Here is a 16,503-nt window from a genome sequence, read left to right as displayed (position 1 = left end):
GCCGGCGAAGTTACGGATATTATACCACAAAAGCACCCAATATGGCCGCAGGATGCAGTGCCATATCGTTCAGTAAATGAAAACCCTGCGGCATATGACGCAAAAATTCAAGGGACATGCCCACTATAATTACCGTCCCGGCCGGATCGGACACATCGAAATGCCAGGATTGCCGTGGCACTGCTTTTTCCCGCGTGCGCAGCGGGATGAGGTATTCATCGCTGCCGACCTTACGCCGGACCCCGGTGCTGAAATCAAAAGCAAATGCCTGGAGCCGGATACGGCAGTGCGTCACGTTACCCGACCACAGCAGGTCCCGCTCCGAATCAAAGGCCGGGATAATGATATCCAGTCCGCCCGATGCTGTGCAGGTGATATCAACATCCGCAAACAGGTAATCCTGCATATGGCATTTGGCATTGAACTGGAAATCCGCCAGGCGGTGTAACTTTCCGGCGGCAAGCTGCATGGTTCCTGCCTGCTGGCTGCGGTTCGCCCGCATGGCCCGCAGTACTTGTGCATTCAGCCGATTGATCATGCCGCTGTCCTGATAATCCAGGATCAGGGTCCAGAACGCCCGCCTGATCATTCCTGCGCTACGGCTGGCCGTGCCAAAGTCCACTCCCGCGGCTTTTGTGCCCGCGGTCTGCTGCTTCCGTAACCGGGGACGTCCCTGCAGCACATTCAGGTCGCCTACCCGGCGACTGATTACGGAGCCCACCAACCCGCGGACATAACCATTTTCTACCTTTCCCATAGTTTCTTTTTTTTAGTGTAATATCAGGCTAAGTTAAGTAAACAAAATACTGTATATCAATTATTTATTCATTTTTATGGATTTTAAAGCCAGGCTTCGGCATGCCTTTTAAAATTGATAATGGCCTTTCGGAACGCTATTATGAAAATGGAAATTAGTACACCCCCCGCAATTGGTTCGGTATCGCTCCGGCCATGCCCCGGCACTGCGTCGACATGCGTGCACCCTGAATGCACGGTAAGTCCACGGTGAGTCCACGTTTTACGTGGTGGCACGTGCTGCCACCGTGGCGGGAGTGCGGTCGCACCCTGTCCGCAAAGCGAAAGTGTTACGACGGAGGGGCGGACAAATCCCCAGAAACAATCGAATGGATTTTCAAGCCGCGCCATCGGGTTGCGGCTAAGAAGACCGGAATAGGTAAACGTGTGCGGAGAAAATGACTACGCTATGGCTGCCAGGCTTATTTTAATAAGCTCAATGCATTCGTCCAGCTGCTCCCGCGTAATCACCAGCGGGGGGGCAAAACGGATTTTATCGCCGTGTGTCGGCTTGGCAAGCAGCCCATTGGTTTTCAGGGCCAGGCAAAGTTCCCAGGCTGCATCCGGGTTGGGGTGGTCAATCACAATGGCATTAAGCAGGCCCTTACCCCTCACCTGCTTGATGTTGGGGTGGCGGAGCGCCAGCAGCCGCTCCCGGAAATACGCACCCAGCTCGTCCGCATGCGCGGCCAGGTTTTCCTCTTTCAGTACTTCCAGGGCAGCAATGGCAACCTTACAGGCCAAAGGATTCCCTCCGAAAGTAGAACCATGCTCGCCCGGCCTGATACAAAGCATCACGGCATCATCCGCCAGTACCGCTGATATTGGCATCGTTCCGCCGCTTAGTGCTTTACCAAGGATCAGGATGTCCGGCCGCACCCCTTCGTGGTCGCATGCCAGCATCCTGCCTGTGCGGGCCAGTCCGGTCTGGATTTCATCGCCGATAAACAACACATCGGCCTTCCGGCACAGCGCATAGGCCGCCGCCAGGTAACCGTCATCGGGCACATAAACCCCTGCTTCGCCCTGAATGGGTTCTACGAGGAAACCGGCGACATTCGGGTCGTTTAATGCAGCAGCCAATGCATCAAGGTCGTTGTATGGAATAATTTCGTAACCGGGCATGAAAGGTCCGAAACCATCGCGCGATGACGGGTCCGTGCTGAACGAAACAACGTTAAGCGTACGGCCATGGAAATTACCTTCCACCGTAATGATTTTGGCCATGTTGGCGGGTATGCCTTTTTTATCATAGCCCCAGCGGCGGGCTATTTTCAGTGCCGTCTCCACCGCTTCCACCCCGCTGTTCATCGGCAGTACCTTTTCATATCCAAAATATCCCGTGATGTATTGTGCATACTCCCCCAGCAGGTCGCTGTGAAACGCCCGGGACGTTAACGTGAGCTTTTGGGCCTGGTCTACCAGCGCCGCAATGATCTTCGGGTGGCAATGTCCCTGATTCACGGCAGAATAACCGGAAAGGAAATCGTAATACCGATTTCCTTCCACATCCCAGAGGTATACCCCCTCACCCCGTTCCAGCACTACCGGCAGGGGGTGGTAGTTATGGGCGCTGTAGGTTAATTCCTTCGCAATGAATTCCTGGGTTTTGGTATGCTGACCGGTTGTGCGTGACATGTGCCAAATTTAACATTCTTTTTCCGAAAAACCGGGCAGTGAAAGCGGCACACACCGGAAAATGGGGGCTATCCCCCCATTTCATCGGCACTCGGACCGTAACTTCCGGGAATGGCGATGTCCAGCAATCGCAGGAATACGCCCAACTGTGCCCGGTGGTGTATCGTTTGGGCAAAAGCATGGCGGACCATGCCGTATTTTGTGGTGTCCAGGTAAACGATTTCGCCACCACGCATAATCCAGGGCGTGTCCAGATTGGATTCCGGCAACCGGCTCAATGCGGCATGCCCGGCCTGGTATGATTGATCAAACAGCGCCAATAAATCCGCGTTGCTGCTAACCGGTGCCGGCTGATAGCTGCCTGCATTGAAATCCAGTTCATCGTGATCAACGGCGATTACCACCCACGAAGGGATCTCAGCGACGTGTGTGGCCAATTGTTTCAGCGTCATGCTTTTTGGATGCGGCGACCAGTCAAGCCGGTCGTCCGGTACGAGGGCCAGCATTTTGCGGGTGGTTACCGCTTCATTTTCCATTTCAGTTAAGAGTTCTTTAATGATATCCATGTTCTGCAATTATTTGTTATATAAGCGAAAGTAGCGGCCGCGGATGACAACGTTATGGCAGGGCGAAAAAAAATTAGGTATTTTTGCCCGGTTTCAAAAACTACCTGATGAAAAAGCAGCAAATGATTGTATTTATCCCCGGTTCTCTCCTGTCATTGCCGTACCGGCGCCGGGCACCTGGTCATCGTTTCGCTTCCCTGGGTCCGTATGGCTATCACAGGGAGGTAAAGGAGGACTTCGCCTGATGTTTTACGATAGGCAGCCCTCCCCGCCCGACAGTGGCCTGGATAAACGGACCTTGTGGCTGATGACCGTCGGTGCCGGACTTGTTGTGGCCAATAATTATTACAACCAGCCTCTATTGGGCCAGATTGCCCGGGATTTTAACGTTTCGGAAAGTGAAGTGGGTATTGTGGCCATGCTAACGCAGATCGGGTATGCGGCCGGGCTGTTCTTTGTGGTACCATTGGCCGATATGTATTACCGTAGGCGGCTGGTGCTGGCTATTTTTCCGTTTATTCCGCTTTCACTTCTGCTGGCGACTTTCAGCGGCTCACTGACGGGGCTGGCAACGGCAAGCTTCCTGATCGGATTGAGTTGCGTGATACCGCAACTGTTCGTGCCGATGGCCGCCACGCTGGCTACCCCCGACCGGAAAAACCACGCCATTGGTCTGGTCATGAGCGGTCTGCTGATCGGTGTGCTCGCCTCTCGCATCATCAGCGGTGTAGTGGGCGAATACCTGGGCTGGCGTTATATGTATTTCGGCGGTGCGGTAGCCATGTTCATCTACTGGATTATCCTGATTCGACAGTTGCCTGAGGTGGCACCCGGTTTCACCGGCGGCTATGCCGCCCTGATGCGGTCGCTCGCGCACTACTTCCGGTCGGACCCGGAACTGCGGCTGGCTTCCTGGCGTGGAGCATGCAGTTTTGCCACATTTACCGCATTCTGGACTACGTTGGTCTTTCACCTGGAAGGACCGCCGTTCCATGCCGGGAGCGGAGTAGCCGGCGCATTCGGAATTCTGGGGGTAGCCGGCGCGATCGCACCGGCCATCCTGGGCAAACGGATTGACCGGCTCAACAAAAACCGGCTTATTATCATTATGACTGCCGTTACCCTGCTTTCCTGGTTCCTGCTGGGCGGTCCGGGAGCGACGAGCTACCTGGCGCTGATTGTGGGCGTGCTGTTCATCGACATGGCGCTGCAGGCCATCCACCTGACCAACCAGGCCATCATTTTTGCCCGGCACCCCGAAGCGACAAACCGGGTAAATACCATTTACATGACGAGCTATTTTATCGGCGGATCGCTGGGTACCCTCATTGCTGCGCTGGCCTGGGAATACATGGCGTGGACCGGTGTGACGGTTGTGGGAATCGGCTGTACGGTATTGATGCTGCTGGGTCACCTGATATTCCGCCGCCCCAACGCCTAAACCGGGCACTACAGGCGGCTTTTCGTCATCTAATTGTCGTTTTCAGCCAATCCATTTCCGGCATAATGTTTCTATTGTTACTTTTGCTGACAGTGTTAACTTTTATACACGGTGTCACAAATGGGAATCGCTGAACGTAAACAAAGACAACAGGATGAGGTCCGCGCCGCAATACTTGCGCAATCCTGGCAAATTGTTGAAGAATTGGGCTGGGAGGCGTTGTCGATCCGCAGGATTGCCGATGGTATTGAATACAGTACCCCGGTCGTATACAAGCATTTCGAAAGTAAAGACGCTATTCTGGAAGCTTTCTCACGGGAAGGCTATGTGTTGCTGGCCAGCCAGCTATCGGACGCCCAGCAGGCGGGTGACGCCCCCGAAGCCCGACTGATGGCCCTTGCCCGGGCCTACTGGGAATTTGCTACCCAGCATCCCAGGCACTACCAGCTCATGTATGGTTTAGGTATCCCCACCTGTGAAATGGTCCGGGAGATCAGGGAAATCAAAGAGGTAAGCGATGTGTTGCATACCGCAATTGAAGAAGCGATACGCGCCGGGAAAAACCCGGAAACGGACACCCACCTGAAGACCACCACATTCTGGTCCATCCTGCACGGCCTCGTGGCCATGAGCCTGATCGCCGTCCCCGGATGCCCTGAAAAAGCAAGGCTCACACTGGAGGATGCCATCAACGGATTTGTGAAGGCTCTGATGAACTAAAACAATTTGATTATTAAATATTAAACACTATTTAACTGAAGCACACATGCAACTCATTGAAGCATTAAACTGGCGTTATGCCACAAAAAAAATGAACGGTCAGCCGGTACCTCAGGAGCAGGTCGACAAGATTTTAACTGCCGCCCGCCTCGCTCCCACTTCATCCGGCCTGCAGCCGTTTAAAGTAATCGTCATTACCAACCCGGAACTGAAGGCGAAGATCCAGCCGATTGCCTATGGACAGACCCAGATCTCGGAGAGCTCACATTTACTTGTGTTCGCGGCGTGGGATAACTACTCAGATGAGCGGATAAACGAAATCTTCAACCATACGGTAGCCGAACGGGGACTGCCCGAAAACACGTTTGACGATTACAAAAACCGGTTAAAAAGTCTGTATTTAACTCGGCCCGCCAGTGTAAATTTTGAACACGCTGCGCGCCAGGCATACATCGCGTTTGGCGTGGCCATTGCCGCGGCGGCTGAATTGAAAGTGGACGCCACCCCGATGGAAGGATTCGATAATGCGGCACTGGACGAATTGCTGCAACTGCCCCAGCAGGGATTAAAAAGTGTAACCTTGCTCCCACTGGGCTACCGTGACAGCGAAAACGACTGGCTGGTAAACCAGAAAAAGGTACGCATCCCCAGCGATGAACTGTTTTTAAAAATCGCTTAATAACGGCGATCACTACACAGGTTAGGTGGTCCTGGGAAATGTCACAGCCCCGGGGCCGCCTTTAATGGAAAACGAAACCGTGACCAGATTGTAATATCAATAAATACAACTAAAATGACCGATAAAAGAACACTCGGGCAATCCGACTTAAAAGTTTCCCCCATCGCCTTCGGCGGAAATGTATTCGGCTGGACATTGGATGAAAAGCAGTCTTTCCGGATCCTCGACGCATTTGTGGATGCCGGCTTCAATTTTATCGACACGGCTGATACCTATTCGACCTGGGTTCCGGGCAACCGTGGCGGCGAATCCGAGACGATCATCGGCAACTGGCTCAGGAAAACCGGAAAACGGGACCAGCTGGTTATTGCCACAAAACTCGGCGGCGACATGGGAGATGGAAAAAAGGGATTGCGTGCGGCCTACATCCAACAGGCCGTGGATGCATCCCTGAAAAGGCTGAAAACTGATTACATCGATCTTTATCAGTCGCATTACGATGACCCTGACACGCCGCAGGAAGAAACCATGGACGCCTTCAACGCCCTGGTCCGGGCGGGCAAGGTGCGCTACATCGGCGCGTCCAACCTGTCCGCCGAGCGCATATCGGCTGCGAACCAGTATGCTGCGGCAAACGGGCTGGCTTCCTACATCAGTGTACAGCCACTGTACAACCTGTACGACCGCGAGCAGTTTGAAAAGGAATACCTGCCCTTGGTGAATGCGGAAGGCTTGGCCGTCATCAGCTACTACGCACTGGCCAGTGGATTCCTCAGCGGCAAGTACCGGAATGCCGGCGACGCCGGTAAAAGTCCACGTGGAGCGGGCATTGTTGACCAGTACCTGAACGCACGCGGGATGGCAATATTACATGCGTTAGACCAAGTATCGGCTGACCTTGATGTTCCTATTGCTCAGGTAGCTATTTCATGGCAGCTACACAAACCCTTTATTACTGCACCAATCGTAAGCGCCACCACCGAGGCACAGCTGGCCGATATCACAGGAGCCGTTTCATTGCGGCTTACTCCCGGCCAAATGGCGCAGCTGGACGAGGCAAGTGCGGTTTCCGGAAATAAATAATCAAAGTAAAATCAGCTTAAGACAATTGATATGAAAGTAGAAGTTTGGTCGGACATCATGTGTCCATTCTGTTATATTGGCAAACACAACTATGAACATGCGTTGCAACAGTTTGCCGATGCCGCTGCTGTGGAATTGGAGTGGAAGAGCTTTCAGCTTGACCCCACGCTGGCTAAAAATACATCCTACGGAGACACTTACCAGTACCTGTCGGACCGGAAAGGCATCAGTTTGGCGCAGGCCGAGGAAATGACCGCCAATGTAGCCCGGGCCGGCGCGGCTGCGGGGTTACAGTTCCATTTCGACCGGGCCATTGTCACCAATACCTTTGACGCCCACCGGCTGCTCCATTTCGCAAAGGCGCGGCAGCTCGGCAACGAATTGAAGGAGAAGCTATTCCATGCGCATTTCACGGCCGGAAAAAATGTTGGCGATACGGCAACCTTGGTTACCCTCGCCGCGGAAATAGGCCTGGATGGCGGGGATGCGCAGCAGGTACTGCAAAGCAATCAATATGCCGACGAGGTGGCCGCCGATATCCGGGAAGCACGGCAAATTGGAATTCAGGGTGTACCTTTCTTTATATTTAACCGAAAATACGCGGTATCCGGTGCACAGCCAACCGCTGTTTTTCTGCAAACACTGGAAAAATCATTTGCGGAGTGGCGTTCGGACCACCCGAAGGTAACGCTGGAGGTGAGCGAAGGCCCTTCCTGCAGTCCCGACGGCACGTGTGCGTAGCAACCGGCTTTGTCACATTCCTTAAATAAATGGCTGAAATCGGCCCTGTTTAAAAACAAATTCCTACATTTGGTTGTATATATCAGGTAAATACAAATCGTTAACCATTATGGCATCCACAAACAGAAGGAATTTTCTACGTACAACCCTTGGTTTTTCCGCCGCTACCGCAGCATCCACCGTATTGGGAGTAAACCCCGTAAATCTGCTGGCCGGATGCGGCGCACCAACGTCATCCAACCAATCGGGAACAGGCGATGCACTGACTTTTTCCCAGGATCCGCTGGGTTTTGAATACGGGGCCCTGGAACCGCACATCGATGCACGTACGATGGAAATCCACTACACCAAACACCACACCGGGTATATCGACAAAGTAAACGCCGCTATCAAGGACGAAGGACTGACTTATGCTACGCCAGAGGAATTATTTGCCAGCATATCGAAACTATCGGATACCGTGCGCAATAATGGCGGTGGTGCCTGGAACCATTCTTTTTTCTGGAAGTCGCTGCGCGCACCTGTAGAAGGTAACGCACCGACCGGCGCATTACTCGACGCCATTAACGGCACTTTTGGATCATTAGATGAATTTAAGCAGCAGTTTGCCGCCGCCGGAGCGGGACAGTTCGGATCGGGCTGGGCCTGGCTGGTGAGTGATAACGGTACACTTAAAATAGGATCTACACCCAATCAGGACAATCCGCTGATGGATGATGTGGAATTATCCGGTAAACCGTTACTGGGTCTTGACGTCTGGGAACATGCATATTACCTGCATTACCAGAACAGACGGCCCGACTACATCAGCAACTGGTGGAATGTGGTTAACTGGGATTTTGTCGCGCAGCAGGTGTAACCTGCAGCAGGCATAACTTAAGACATGGCGCTATCAACTTCATAAAAAAAGCCGCAGCTTTATACAGTTGCGGCTTTTTGTTTATGCTGATTGGTCGGGCGACCAATTCGAAGGATTCTCCCGCCACCGTTTCAGCACCTCAATATCTTCTGAAAGAATGTAGTTGCGTTCCGCGGCGACATCAATCAGGGCATTGTAGTTGCATAGGCTGATGTTCCGGCACTTGGCAGCCGTAAAGTTGGCTTCGGCCTCGGGGAAACCATACGTAAATATCGATACCAGACCCACCACGTTGCAACCGGCATCGCGCAGCGCCTGTACGGCCTTCAGGCTGCTCTTACCGGTAGAAACCAGGTCTTCAATAACCACGACCCGCTGGCCTTCAATTACTTCGCCCTCAATGAGGTTTTCGCGGCCATGATCTTTTGCACTGCTTCGCACGTACGTAAACGGCAGTCCCAGATCCTGGGCTACCAGCACTCCCTGCGGGATACCGGCAGTGGCTACGCCGGAAACCATGTCCACAGAACCAAACTCCTCCTGGATAAGCTCAGACAGCTTCTGACGGATGTACGTACGGATGGGGGGATGGGACAGCGCCACCCGGTTGTCACAGTAAATAGGCGACTTCCAACCCGAAGCCCAGGTAAAAGGGCTTTTAGGTTGTAATTTAATTGCTTTTATTTGCAATAATGATTCAGCAACTTTTTGTTCAACCTCATTCATGTTATTCATGGCGCAAATCTATAAAATTTATATGAACCAATCTGCTCTTATTATTGCAGATTTTATGCCTGAAAATCTACCCGATATTCAATCAATTGACCATCAAGATATTGATCTGAAAAAACTCGTCAGGCAATCTAAGGACGCTGCCCTACCAATAACATATTTCGTGCCGGTAAACGATCCAAAGGCCATTTTCAGCAGTATGTTAAAAAAAATAAAGGAAATCAGGGCTGCCGGTGGCGTAGTAAAAAATGGCGACGGCGACTATCTCTTTATCCATCGTCTGGGAAAGTGGGACCTGCCGAAGGGCAAGGTGGATGAAGGCGAACAGATGAAGGAAGCCGCTATCCGGGAGGTACAGGAAGAATGCGGCATCAAAGTGGATTACCTGGGTCCGAAAGTTACCACCACATATCACGTATATCCGATAAAAGGAGTACCGGTACTCAAGAAGACAAACTGGTATGAAATGGGCGTCAACAAAGTGCCCAGGCTAAAACCGCAGCTTGAAGAAGACATTACCGAAGCCATCTGGCTTGCCAAGGATAAATTCAACAAAATACGGAAAAACACATATCCGCTGATTGCGGATATACTGGACAGGCTATAAGTATCGTACGTTAAGTTCAGTAGCCGTACAAACGACACAGCAGCGGGTTACCGGCGCTGATAGGCCTGCTGCACGGCCAGCGGAACCAGCTGGCTGATATCCCCGTTGTTGGCCATGATTTCACGGATAATGGTCGACGAGATATGGGACAATCCGCTGCGGCTGATCAGAAATACCGTTTCGATATCAGGTGCCAGCATGCCATTATTACCGGCAATGGCCTGCTCATATTCAAAGTCAAGTGTATTCCGCATGCCGCGCAGGATGTATCCGGCATTTACCTGGCGGCATAAATCAACGGTGAGTCCATTGAACTGCATGGTCTCCACCCGGTTGTTGCCGTGAAACACTTCTTCAATGATCGCCAGCCGTTCCGCAGTCGAAAAGTGTCCTTTTTTTGTCTGGTTGACACCGACCGCCACATATATTTTATCGAAGAGTCGCTGGCCCCGTTCGACAATATCCACGTGTGCATTGGTAATCGGATCAAACGATCCGGGGAATACTGCGATTTTCATAACACCCCTTTTTTGTATAAAAAGATCAACGGCCAAAAATTGTTTATACAAGGCAGCTTACAGGCGTTTAGCACGTTATCGACAACGATTTATTAATGGCGCCAACTGCACTCGCTTTCATTTGGTTACCTTGTAACTCATTCATGCAAATATAGAAAATAAGGATAAAGCACAACTGTACTTCCCTTTTTTATCCGCCCTCCGTAAAAAATCCCGGAAAGAAAATGGCCACATTGGGAATTGGCCATTCCGCCTATATCCGTTACGATGCTGCGCCTGAATTTAAATCTACTGCCCGTTGTACCAGCGCAGATTATGGCGCAAAAACACATCAACCTTTTCTGCAATCTGCTGATGAAATTCCGCTAACGGGAAATGTCCGGTCGGGTAAAAAGCGTATTCAATATGAGTTAAGTCCACACCATATTTCAGGGCACCCGCTTTAGAAAAGAATTTATCGTTTTCTCCCCAAACAACCAGCGTAGCAGGTTGCAATTTGCTGAATAATTCCTGCCACTCCGGATATAACGATACATTATTCTGGTAATCGTATAAAAGCGTTAACTGGATTTCCTTATTGCCTTTCCTGTCCAAAAAAAACTGGTCAGTATAAACGGCAGCAGGATTAATAACTGCTTGATCCGACACGCCATCGTAATACTGAAACTTGGTGCCTTCAACCGTTAATAGCTGGGCTAAAATCGCTTCATTCTGCCCGGAGGGATTTTTCCAATAATCAAAAAGTGGCTGCGAGCTTGCAGTGAGTCCTTCCTGATACGCATTGGCATTCATTATCATCATGGCATCCAGTAACTCCGGTCGTCTGCTAATCATTCTAAAGCCAACGGGACCGCCATAGTCGTGCATCAGGAAGCTTGCTTTTTTAATACCTAATGCATCAACAAACTTTTCCATCACTACGGACTGGAGACTTTGGACATTAAGTTATGAAAGTGGCAGCCTCTGAACTCATTTTGGATGGCATCTTTTCGGAGCTGCTTGTAAATTTTGGTGATCTTGGCCTGAACGCTTTGCTTTCCCGAAATCAGTTTATTCTGTACTTTTGCCAGACTAGATACCATTAAATTTCATCAATAAAATCAATTAAAATAATGGCCCAACGTCTAAATTTACCAGAAATAGATCCAGCAGCATTCCAGGCAATGCTGGGCATTGAAAAATACCTTGCCGAAAGCGGGCTGGATAAAAAACTGTTTGAACTCATTAAAATCCGGGCTTCCCAGATTAATGGATGTGCTTACTGTATCAATATGCATGCTCGGGACGCGATAAAGGCTGGAGAAACAGCACAACGCATTTTTCTGTTGAATGCCTGGCGGGAAACAGACCTGTTTACCGAAAAAGAGAAAGCAGTGCTGGCGCTGACAGAAGCCATGACCCTGATTGCGAACGGTCCGGTTTCGGATGAAGTGTACGACGCTGCCAGTGCACATTTCACATCGAAAGAAATTGCTTCCGTCATGATGGCTATCGTAGCGATTAACGGCTGGAACAGGATTACAATAACCAGTAGAACCCCATTGGATTAAGTAATTTCAAACTTTCCACCCCCTACACGAAAACTAAAATGGCCGAAACATGGAGCGTCTGCTATCAATGGTGAAATAGCAAGGTGACTCCATTTGGCATTTTTAAGCGTCCAGTGCCTTTCCGCGTTTTACTAAACGGTAATTTGTCATTAGGAAATCTTCCGAAAAGCCCATTTTCAGGTAAATGTTTCGGCCCATAGCGGATGATTGCAGCACTATTAAATCGATCCCTTCGTCAACTGCGCGGTTGATGAGCCTGGCCATCACTTCCTCAGCAAAACCCTGGTTTCTATACGCCGGCGAGATACCTAATCCGTGTATTCCGAGTGTATTTCCGGTCCGATGGGTGAAAACCGTACCAATGACGTTTTCATTATGGTAAACTAAATAATAGGAGATCAGCCGGTTGGTTCTATTCAGGATCTCGGCAGCTATTTTATATCCGAAACCAGCGGGATATACTTCTTCCCAACGGTTTGCCTGTGCTTCGGTTGTTATTTTCTCCAATGTTATGCGATTGGAGTGGTTTACCTTTTGTGGATTCGTAAGGAACATTCCAATCTGGCTGGATTTTTCCGTGAAACCAGCTTGTTCAAACAGCGGCTTTGCGCTGTCTTCAAATGGACTCCAATGGCTCACGGTAAGGGGAATGGAAGCATGTTGAACGATTTCAGCGGCTGCTTTGACCATTTTACCTGTTATACGTGTCGAGAACCAGATGCGATTTGGCCAGTCAGATGATTTGATTTCACAATGATTAACGGCGTTGTCAGTGTGGCTTGACTGGTTGAAACTTTCAGCAACAAGTTGCCAGATTGAAACTAAGTTGTCGATATTTTTCTGTTGCGTATCTTCCATTGCTTTTCTATTTTGAGTTAATGAGGATTATTCCAGCAGCCATCGTTACCACACCAATGATTTTTTTTAGTGTTATTGGATTAGCTGGTAAGTTTAACCAGCCAAAATGCCCCGCTATCATGGAGAATATAAGCTGTCCGCATAATCCCAATGAAATCATTTTAGCAATTCCCAGTCTGGGGATCGTAAAATAATAAGCCGTAATCCCAACCACGCTAAACAATCCGCCGACAAGCCACAAGTACCAAGGCACCTGCCTGATTACCTGACTACCGGGTATATCCTTTGCAAAAAACAACAATAAAAACAGTAGGCCGAAAAGTGCACTTGCAATAGCTGTTGAAATGGAAGCAAGGATTGATTTTTTAAGAATAGTACCTAATTGGGCATTGAAGCCAGCCTGTATTGCTAAGCAAACCCCTCCTAAAAATGCGATTGCCTGTAATATTTGTAGTTTCATAAGGCAAAGTTATTTTAAGGAATTGGTTACCCACTTTACATATGTTGAGTGCCGTTATTTTTCCTTTAACTCTTTTCGGATTCTGCTCAGCTGCGTAGGAGAAATACCTAAATGAGACGCTATATGCTGGAGTGGGATTCTTTTGTCAATATGAGGATAGGCAGATAAAAGTTTTAGGTATCTTGTCGTTGCATTTTCCATGACCAGCGATATTTCCCGTTGTTCTTTATCTATTATCCAATTCTTTTCAAGATAGGCGATGTAAAAATGCTTAAACTCATTATTGCTATCAATAAGTTCCCTGTAAAGGCGATAATCAATACTGATGAGCACAGTTTCTTCGATTGCCTGCAGTGTGAACTCGGAGGGTATATTTAAAAGTGCGGAAACAGTTGAGCCGGCGAACTGCCGTTCCAAGAAGATATTTTTATTGTATGTATTCCCTTCATCATCTACGTAAAAGGCTATTATTGCACCTTTGCTAACAAAGTACAGGCGCCTGGACACTTCCCCAATCTGAAGCAGTATCTCATCTTTTTTTAATGTTTTAAACTGGACGATATGCGTAAACATCGAAAATGCCGCTTCGCTTAGGGGATAATATTTCATCACCGTTTCCTTAAACTCGGCTAAATATTTTTTGCTTTCTTCCACTTATATTGAAGTATATTTTCAAATTTCATAAAATAGGAACGCTATTTATTGCCGGTGCTTGCGAGCGCTTAGTCTATGTGTAATCAATATCAAAAACTTTATTCAGCTGTTTTTTGCTAACTGATTGCGGAATGGCTCTCATCAATGTATTTCTAAACCAAACAGCAACGCTATTTTGGTAATGTGCGACTTTTCCAAGCCTCCAACTTGTGTTTACGATAAAGTGTGCTTTTTTCTTTCTTAATGCTTCATATTGCGTAAATACTTCCTGAGGGGATTTTTCCTGTCCAAATAGTTTCCCAATGATATACGCATCCTCTATGGCCTGACAGGCACCCTGTCCCATATTGGGTGTTGTGGCATGCGCAGCATCGCCCACTAAGCAAACTTTTCCATGCTGCCATTGATGGATGGGTGCTAAGTCAATGATGTCGCTGAATATCACGTTGTTTTTAGGTGTTCCCGCAATCATGTTGATTATTTCGGGATGAAATTCACTGAACAGTCCGATGATGTCTGCGTGCTCATTCATTAGGGATTCGTTAATCACAGCATACCAATAGATGCTATTTTCAGCAATCTTTGTAAACCCAAAACGCTTGCCTTTGCCCCAGGATTCGAAAGCTTCGTGGTCGAATCTTGAAGTGGGGTCTAATTCGCTTACTCCACGCCAGCATCTTTGTTTGGTATCCCTTATTTTCCCTGTTTTAAACAATTCATTTCTTACCACTGATTTTATGCCATCAGCACCTATGATAACGTCAGTATTTGCGCTTGTTCCATCCTCAAAAATTAGTTTGAAATCATTTTCCTGCTCAATCCTGACCAGTCTTTTTGATAGTTTTATATGCTCAAAACCGATTTCGCTTGCCAATATTTTTTGCAGATCCGCGCGGTGAATGGCAACATTGTAAACACCGTATTTGTTTTCAAACGGGGTAAGTTCTGTTTCGGAAAGTGTATTGAGCCGGACGTCGGTGATTTTAATGCGGGAAATCTTACATCCGGCATTTTCAACCCTATTACGAATACCAAGCTTTTCAAATACTTGCATCGCATTATTTGCCATGATAATGCCTGCACCAACAGGTTTAATTTCGGGGGCACCCTCATAAACTGTCACCGCTTTTCCGCATTGTTTTAATCCCAAAGCTGTTGTCAACCCACCGATTCCTCCCCCTATAATTGCAATTTCCATTATCTTGATTTTGTTTATTTCGCTGATAAAGGAGTGCTTCCCAAAAAAAGAAAATAAGGGTAAGCGTTGTCCTTACTTTTTATAGAACGAAAACGATGAATAGCCGTATTTACGGGTATCGGATAATGCCGGATGCGCCGGAATCTGGCGGGTGGAAGGATGTTCCAATATTAAAAGTCCTTGTTCACGCAAGAGGTTCCGTTCAAGGACGAGCTGCGGAAGCTGCGGAAGCTGTGGCAGGTCATAGGGCGGGTCAATAAAAATAAAGTCGAACGTATCTTCGCATTTTACAAGAAACCGCAACACATCGGCCTTTATTGCCCTTATTCCCGGAAGTTGAATCTTCTTTGCCGTTGCGGCAATGTACTGGACACATTTGAAATGAATATCCACAGCCGTCACATCCATGGCACCGCGGGAGGCTAGCTCAAAAGTAATGTTACCTGTGCCGGCAAATAAATCCAATGCATGCAGGTCCGTAAAATCCAATTGATGCTGTAAGATATTAAATAGCGCCTCCTTGGCCAGGTCCGTTGTTGGCCGCACAGGCAGGCTGGTGGGTGGATGCAGCCGGAGTCCGCCATGGGTACCGCCGATTATACGCATCGCAGCAATCCAAAAAGCGAAAGAAACCGGTGTTGGTCCTGCTGCAGATCCGGTAACACTGCGATACCGGTCAGTTCCTCCAGATCAGCCCACATAATGCTTTCGCTATAGGTGGCGAGGCACGAATAATAAGGATCGCCGGCCACGATATCACCCGACAGCAGCATCGGCAGTTTCCCGTCCGATAATTCCAGATGCTCCAGCACGGCAAGCATGTAATAATGCAGGTCGGCAGGCTCATGGATTTCAAAGTCATTGCAATAACGAAGTTTTCCATCTGCAAAGAAGCCGATGCACGCATTGGCATCGCCGGTCATGTCTACGGTAAGCAACCGTTCTTCTCCCTGGGTGCGGCCGCTGATACTGCACAGGTAAGCGTGTGTTTTTGAATAAACGGTAACTTCCTGGAATTCCGCGGTATACCGCTCCAGTCCGAGCCTGTTCAGCTGATAAATAAGCCTGATATCGTAAGGCGCAACAGGGGATACTTCCGGGACAGTCAATCCGTCATTTGCCAGGAACCGCCCGTATACGGGCAGTAACGCGTCGTCGTACACCGCCTCCGGAACAAATGAATAGCTATGGTCTGTAGCTGCAATCCTTACCTGTCCGAATGAAAGTCCCTCCAGCGCTTCTATCTGTTGCTGCGGGCCAGCAACCGCAAAGAATTTGAGCTGCGACTGACTGTCAACAACCGCCAGCGTATCCGCCGACTGTCCCACCCGCACCAGTAACGTATAATCTGCTGCCCGACGGCTGTCGAAATCCGTTGAAGTATAAATATGATTCATGTATTAT

General features: G+C 49.1%; 20 protein-coding genes. 8 read left to right on the top strand and 12 right to left on the bottom strand.

What is annotated here, in order from left to right; all coding sequences use genetic code 11:
* Positions 1 to 19: 19 nt before the first annotated feature.
* From NEV57_RS01245 to NEV57_RS01235, 3 genes are all read right to left on the bottom strand, one after another.
* The gene (locus NEV57_RS01245) at positions 20 to 757 is read right to left on the bottom strand and encodes a hypothetical protein (protein ID WP_257656468.1); all 738 of its coding nucleotides are present in this window, start codon (positions 755 to 757) and stop codon (positions 20 to 22) included.
* A gap of 440 nt (positions 758 to 1,197) precedes the next feature.
* A complete protein-coding gene (rocD, locus tag NEV57_RS01240; protein WP_257656467.1) occupies positions 1,198 to 2,433 on the bottom strand; it encodes an ornithine--oxo-acid transaminase in 1,236 nt (411 codons plus the stop codon).
* A gap of 68 nt (positions 2,434 to 2,501) precedes the next feature.
* Entirely contained in the window at positions 2,502 to 2,999 is a 498-nt protein-coding gene (locus NEV57_RS01235; RefSeq protein ID WP_257656466.1) for a DinB family protein, read from the bottom strand.
* A 43-nt stretch (positions 3,000 to 3,042) separates the two neighbouring features.
* Here NEV57_RS01235 and NEV57_RS01230 point away from each other — a divergent pair, with 43 nt between their 5' ends.
* From NEV57_RS01230 to NEV57_RS01205, 6 genes are all read left to right on the top strand, one after another.
* Complete coding sequence (locus tag NEV57_RS01230; RefSeq protein ID WP_257656465.1) at positions 3,043 to 4,440, top strand: MFS transporter; 1,398 nt, start codon at positions 3,043 to 3,045, stop codon at positions 4,438 to 4,440.
* 120 nt (positions 4,441 to 4,560) lie between these two features.
* Positions 4,561 to 5,160: a TetR/AcrR family transcriptional regulator gene (locus NEV57_RS01225; RefSeq protein ID WP_257656464.1), complete on the top strand. Its 600-nt coding sequence runs from the start codon at positions 4,561 to 4,563 to the stop codon at positions 5,158 to 5,160.
* Positions 5,161 to 5,206: 46 nt separating this feature from the next.
* Complete coding sequence (locus NEV57_RS01220) at positions 5,207 to 5,839, top strand: NAD(P)H-dependent oxidoreductase (protein WP_257656463.1); 633 nt, start codon at positions 5,207 to 5,209, stop codon at positions 5,837 to 5,839.
* A gap of 114 nt (positions 5,840 to 5,953) precedes the next feature.
* Positions 5,954 to 6,922 carry an aldo/keto reductase gene (locus NEV57_RS01215; protein WP_257656462.1) on the top strand — a complete coding sequence of 323 codons (969 nt, stop codon included), beginning with the start codon at positions 5,954 to 5,956 and terminating at the stop codon, positions 6,920 to 6,922.
* A gap of 30 nt (positions 6,923 to 6,952) precedes the next feature.
* Positions 6,953 to 7,663, top strand: a complete 711-nt coding sequence (locus tag NEV57_RS01210; protein ID WP_257656461.1) for a DsbA family oxidoreductase — start codon at positions 6,953 to 6,955, stop codon at positions 7,661 to 7,663.
* Positions 7,664 to 7,772: 109 nt separating this feature from the next.
* Positions 7,773 to 8,522 (top strand): superoxide dismutase, encoded by a 750-nt coding sequence (locus tag NEV57_RS01205; protein WP_307876370.1) that lies wholly within the window; start codon positions 7,773 to 7,775, stop codon positions 8,520 to 8,522.
* Positions 8,523 to 8,603: 81 nt separating this feature from the next.
* On the opposite strand, the gene pyrE is transcribed toward NEV57_RS01205, so the two are convergent.
* A complete protein-coding gene (gene pyrE / locus NEV57_RS01200; RefSeq protein ID WP_257656460.1) occupies positions 8,604 to 9,257 on the bottom strand; it encodes an orotate phosphoribosyltransferase in 654 nt (217 codons plus the stop codon).
* Positions 9,258 to 9,312: 55 nt separating this feature from the next.
* Between pyrE and NEV57_RS01195 the strand changes: the two genes are divergently transcribed.
* Entirely contained in the window at positions 9,313 to 9,861 is a 549-nt protein-coding gene (locus NEV57_RS01195) for an NUDIX hydrolase (protein ID WP_257656459.1), read from the top strand.
* 47 nt (positions 9,862 to 9,908) lie between these two features.
* Here the strand turns inward: NEV57_RS01195 and coaD are convergent, their stop codons facing one another.
* On the bottom strand, positions 9,909 to 10,379 hold the full coding sequence (gene coaD / locus NEV57_RS01190) for a pantetheine-phosphate adenylyltransferase (protein ID WP_257656458.1): 471 nt from the start codon (positions 10,377 to 10,379) through the stop codon (positions 9,909 to 9,911).
* 288 nt (positions 10,380 to 10,667) lie between these two features.
* On the bottom strand, positions 10,668 to 11,294 hold the full coding sequence (locus tag NEV57_RS01185; RefSeq protein WP_257656457.1) for an alpha/beta fold hydrolase: 627 nt from the start codon (positions 11,292 to 11,294) through the stop codon (positions 10,668 to 10,670).
* Between the two features lie 197 nt (positions 11,295 to 11,491).
* Here NEV57_RS01185 and NEV57_RS01180 point away from each other — a divergent pair, with 197 nt between their 5' ends.
* The gene (locus NEV57_RS01180) at positions 11,492 to 11,929 is read left to right on the top strand and encodes a carboxymuconolactone decarboxylase family protein (protein ID WP_257656456.1); all 438 of its coding nucleotides are present in this window, start codon (positions 11,492 to 11,494) and stop codon (positions 11,927 to 11,929) included.
* 102 nt (positions 11,930 to 12,031) lie between these two features.
* On the opposite strand, the gene NEV57_RS01175 is transcribed toward NEV57_RS01180, so the two are convergent.
* The 6 genes from NEV57_RS01175 to NEV57_RS01150 all read right to left on the bottom strand — a co-directional run bounded on the left by NEV57_RS01175 (position 12,032) and on the right by NEV57_RS01150 (position 16,496).
* Positions 12,032 to 12,619, bottom strand: coding sequence for a GNAT family N-acetyltransferase (locus tag NEV57_RS01175; protein ID WP_257656455.1), 588 nt, complete (start codon positions 12,617 to 12,619; stop codon positions 12,032 to 12,034).
* Positions 12,620 to 12,794: 175 nt separating this feature from the next.
* Positions 12,795 to 13,247 carry a DMT family transporter gene (locus NEV57_RS01170; RefSeq protein ID WP_257656454.1) on the bottom strand — a complete coding sequence of 151 codons (453 nt, stop codon included), beginning with the start codon at positions 13,245 to 13,247 and terminating at the stop codon, positions 12,795 to 12,797.
* A gap of 54 nt (positions 13,248 to 13,301) precedes the next feature.
* Entirely contained in the window at positions 13,302 to 13,901 is a 600-nt protein-coding gene (locus tag NEV57_RS01165) for a Crp/Fnr family transcriptional regulator (protein WP_257656453.1), read from the bottom strand.
* Between the two features lie 73 nt (positions 13,902 to 13,974).
* Entirely contained in the window at positions 13,975 to 15,099 is a 1,125-nt protein-coding gene (locus NEV57_RS01160) for an FAD-dependent monooxygenase (RefSeq protein ID WP_257656452.1), read from the bottom strand.
* Positions 15,100 to 15,171: 72 nt separating this feature from the next.
* Positions 15,172 to 15,705 carry a 16S rRNA (guanine(966)-N(2))-methyltransferase RsmD gene (gene rsmD, locus NEV57_RS01155; protein WP_257656451.1) on the bottom strand — a complete coding sequence of 178 codons (534 nt, stop codon included), beginning with the start codon at positions 15,703 to 15,705 and terminating at the stop codon, positions 15,172 to 15,174.
* The gene (locus tag NEV57_RS01150) at positions 15,696 to 16,496 is read right to left on the bottom strand and encodes a DUF3822 family protein (protein ID WP_257656450.1); all 801 of its coding nucleotides are present in this window, start codon (positions 16,494 to 16,496) and stop codon (positions 15,696 to 15,698) included. Before NEV57_RS01150 ends, rsmD begins: the two co-directional genes overlap by 10 nt.
* Between the last annotated feature and the right edge of the window lie 7 nt (positions 16,497 to 16,503).

The sequence above is a fragment of the Parapedobacter lycopersici genome (assembly GCF_024643285.1).
Taxonomy (GTDB): domain Bacteria; phylum Bacteroidota; class Bacteroidia; order Sphingobacteriales; family Sphingobacteriaceae; genus Parapedobacter; species Parapedobacter lycopersici.
Note: the sequence above shows the minus strand (reverse complement) of the source record. Positions and strands in the feature narration are given on the sequence as shown.

What these genes read in the sequence shown, in the direction of transcription:
- rocD (WP_257656467.1), bottom strand. Translation starts at nt 2,433, where the DNA reads ATGTCACGCACAACCGGTCAGCATACCAAAACCCAGGAATTCATTGCG.
- NEV57_RS01235 (WP_257656466.1), bottom strand. Translation starts at nt 2,999, where the DNA reads ATGGATATCATTAAAGAACTCTTAACTGAAATGGAAAATGAAGCGGTA.
- coaD (WP_257656458.1), bottom strand. Translation starts at nt 10,379, where the DNA reads ATGAAAATCGCAGTATTCCCCGGATCGTTTGATCCGATTACCAATGCA.
- NEV57_RS01205 (WP_307876370.1), top strand. Translation starts at nt 7,773, where the DNA reads ATGGCATCCACAAACAGAAGGAATTTTCTACGTACAACCCTTGGTTTT.
- NEV57_RS01225 (WP_257656464.1), top strand. Translation starts at nt 4,561, where the DNA reads ATGGGAATCGCTGAACGTAAACAAAGACAACAGGATGAGGTCCGCGCC.
- NEV57_RS01195 (WP_257656459.1), top strand. Translation starts at nt 9,313, where the DNA reads ATGCCTGAAAATCTACCCGATATTCAATCAATTGACCATCAAGATATT.
- NEV57_RS01160 (WP_257656452.1), bottom strand. Translation starts at nt 15,099, where the DNA reads ATGGAAATTGCAATTATAGGGGGAGGAATCGGTGGGTTGACAACAGCT.
- NEV57_RS01175 (WP_257656455.1), bottom strand. Translation starts at nt 12,619, where the DNA reads ATGGTCAAAGCAGCCGCTGAAATCGTTCAACATGCTTCCATTCCCCTT.
- NEV57_RS01150 (WP_257656450.1), bottom strand. Translation starts at nt 16,496, where the DNA reads ATGAATCATATTTATACTTCAACGGATTTCGACAGCCGTCGGGCAGCA.
- rsmD (WP_257656451.1), bottom strand. Translation starts at nt 15,705, where the DNA reads ATGCGTATAATCGGCGGTACCCATGGCGGACTCCGGCTGCATCCACCC.
- NEV57_RS01180 (WP_257656456.1), top strand. Translation starts at nt 11,492, where the DNA reads ATGGCCCAACGTCTAAATTTACCAGAAATAGATCCAGCAGCATTCCAG.
- NEV57_RS01220 (WP_257656463.1), top strand. Translation starts at nt 5,207, where the DNA reads ATGCAACTCATTGAAGCATTAAACTGGCGTTATGCCACAAAAAAAATG.
- NEV57_RS01230 (WP_257656465.1), top strand. Translation starts at nt 3,043, where the DNA reads ATGACAACGTTATGGCAGGGCGAAAAAAAATTAGGTATTTTTGCCCGG.
- NEV57_RS01215 (WP_257656462.1), top strand. Translation starts at nt 5,954, where the DNA reads ATGACCGATAAAAGAACACTCGGGCAATCCGACTTAAAAGTTTCCCCC.
- pyrE (WP_257656460.1), bottom strand. Translation starts at nt 9,257, where the DNA reads ATGAATAACATGAATGAGGTTGAACAAAAAGTTGCTGAATCATTATTG.
- NEV57_RS01170 (WP_257656454.1), bottom strand. Translation starts at nt 13,247, where the DNA reads ATGAAACTACAAATATTACAGGCAATCGCATTTTTAGGAGGGGTTTGC.
- NEV57_RS01245 (WP_257656468.1), bottom strand. Translation starts at nt 757, where the DNA reads ATGGGAAAGGTAGAAAATGGTTATGTCCGCGGGTTGGTGGGCTCCGTA.
- NEV57_RS01210 (WP_257656461.1), top strand. Translation starts at nt 6,953, where the DNA reads ATGAAAGTAGAAGTTTGGTCGGACATCATGTGTCCATTCTGTTATATT.
- NEV57_RS01185 (WP_257656457.1), bottom strand. Translation starts at nt 11,294, where the DNA reads ATGGAAAAGTTTGTTGATGCATTAGGTATTAAAAAAGCAAGCTTCCTG.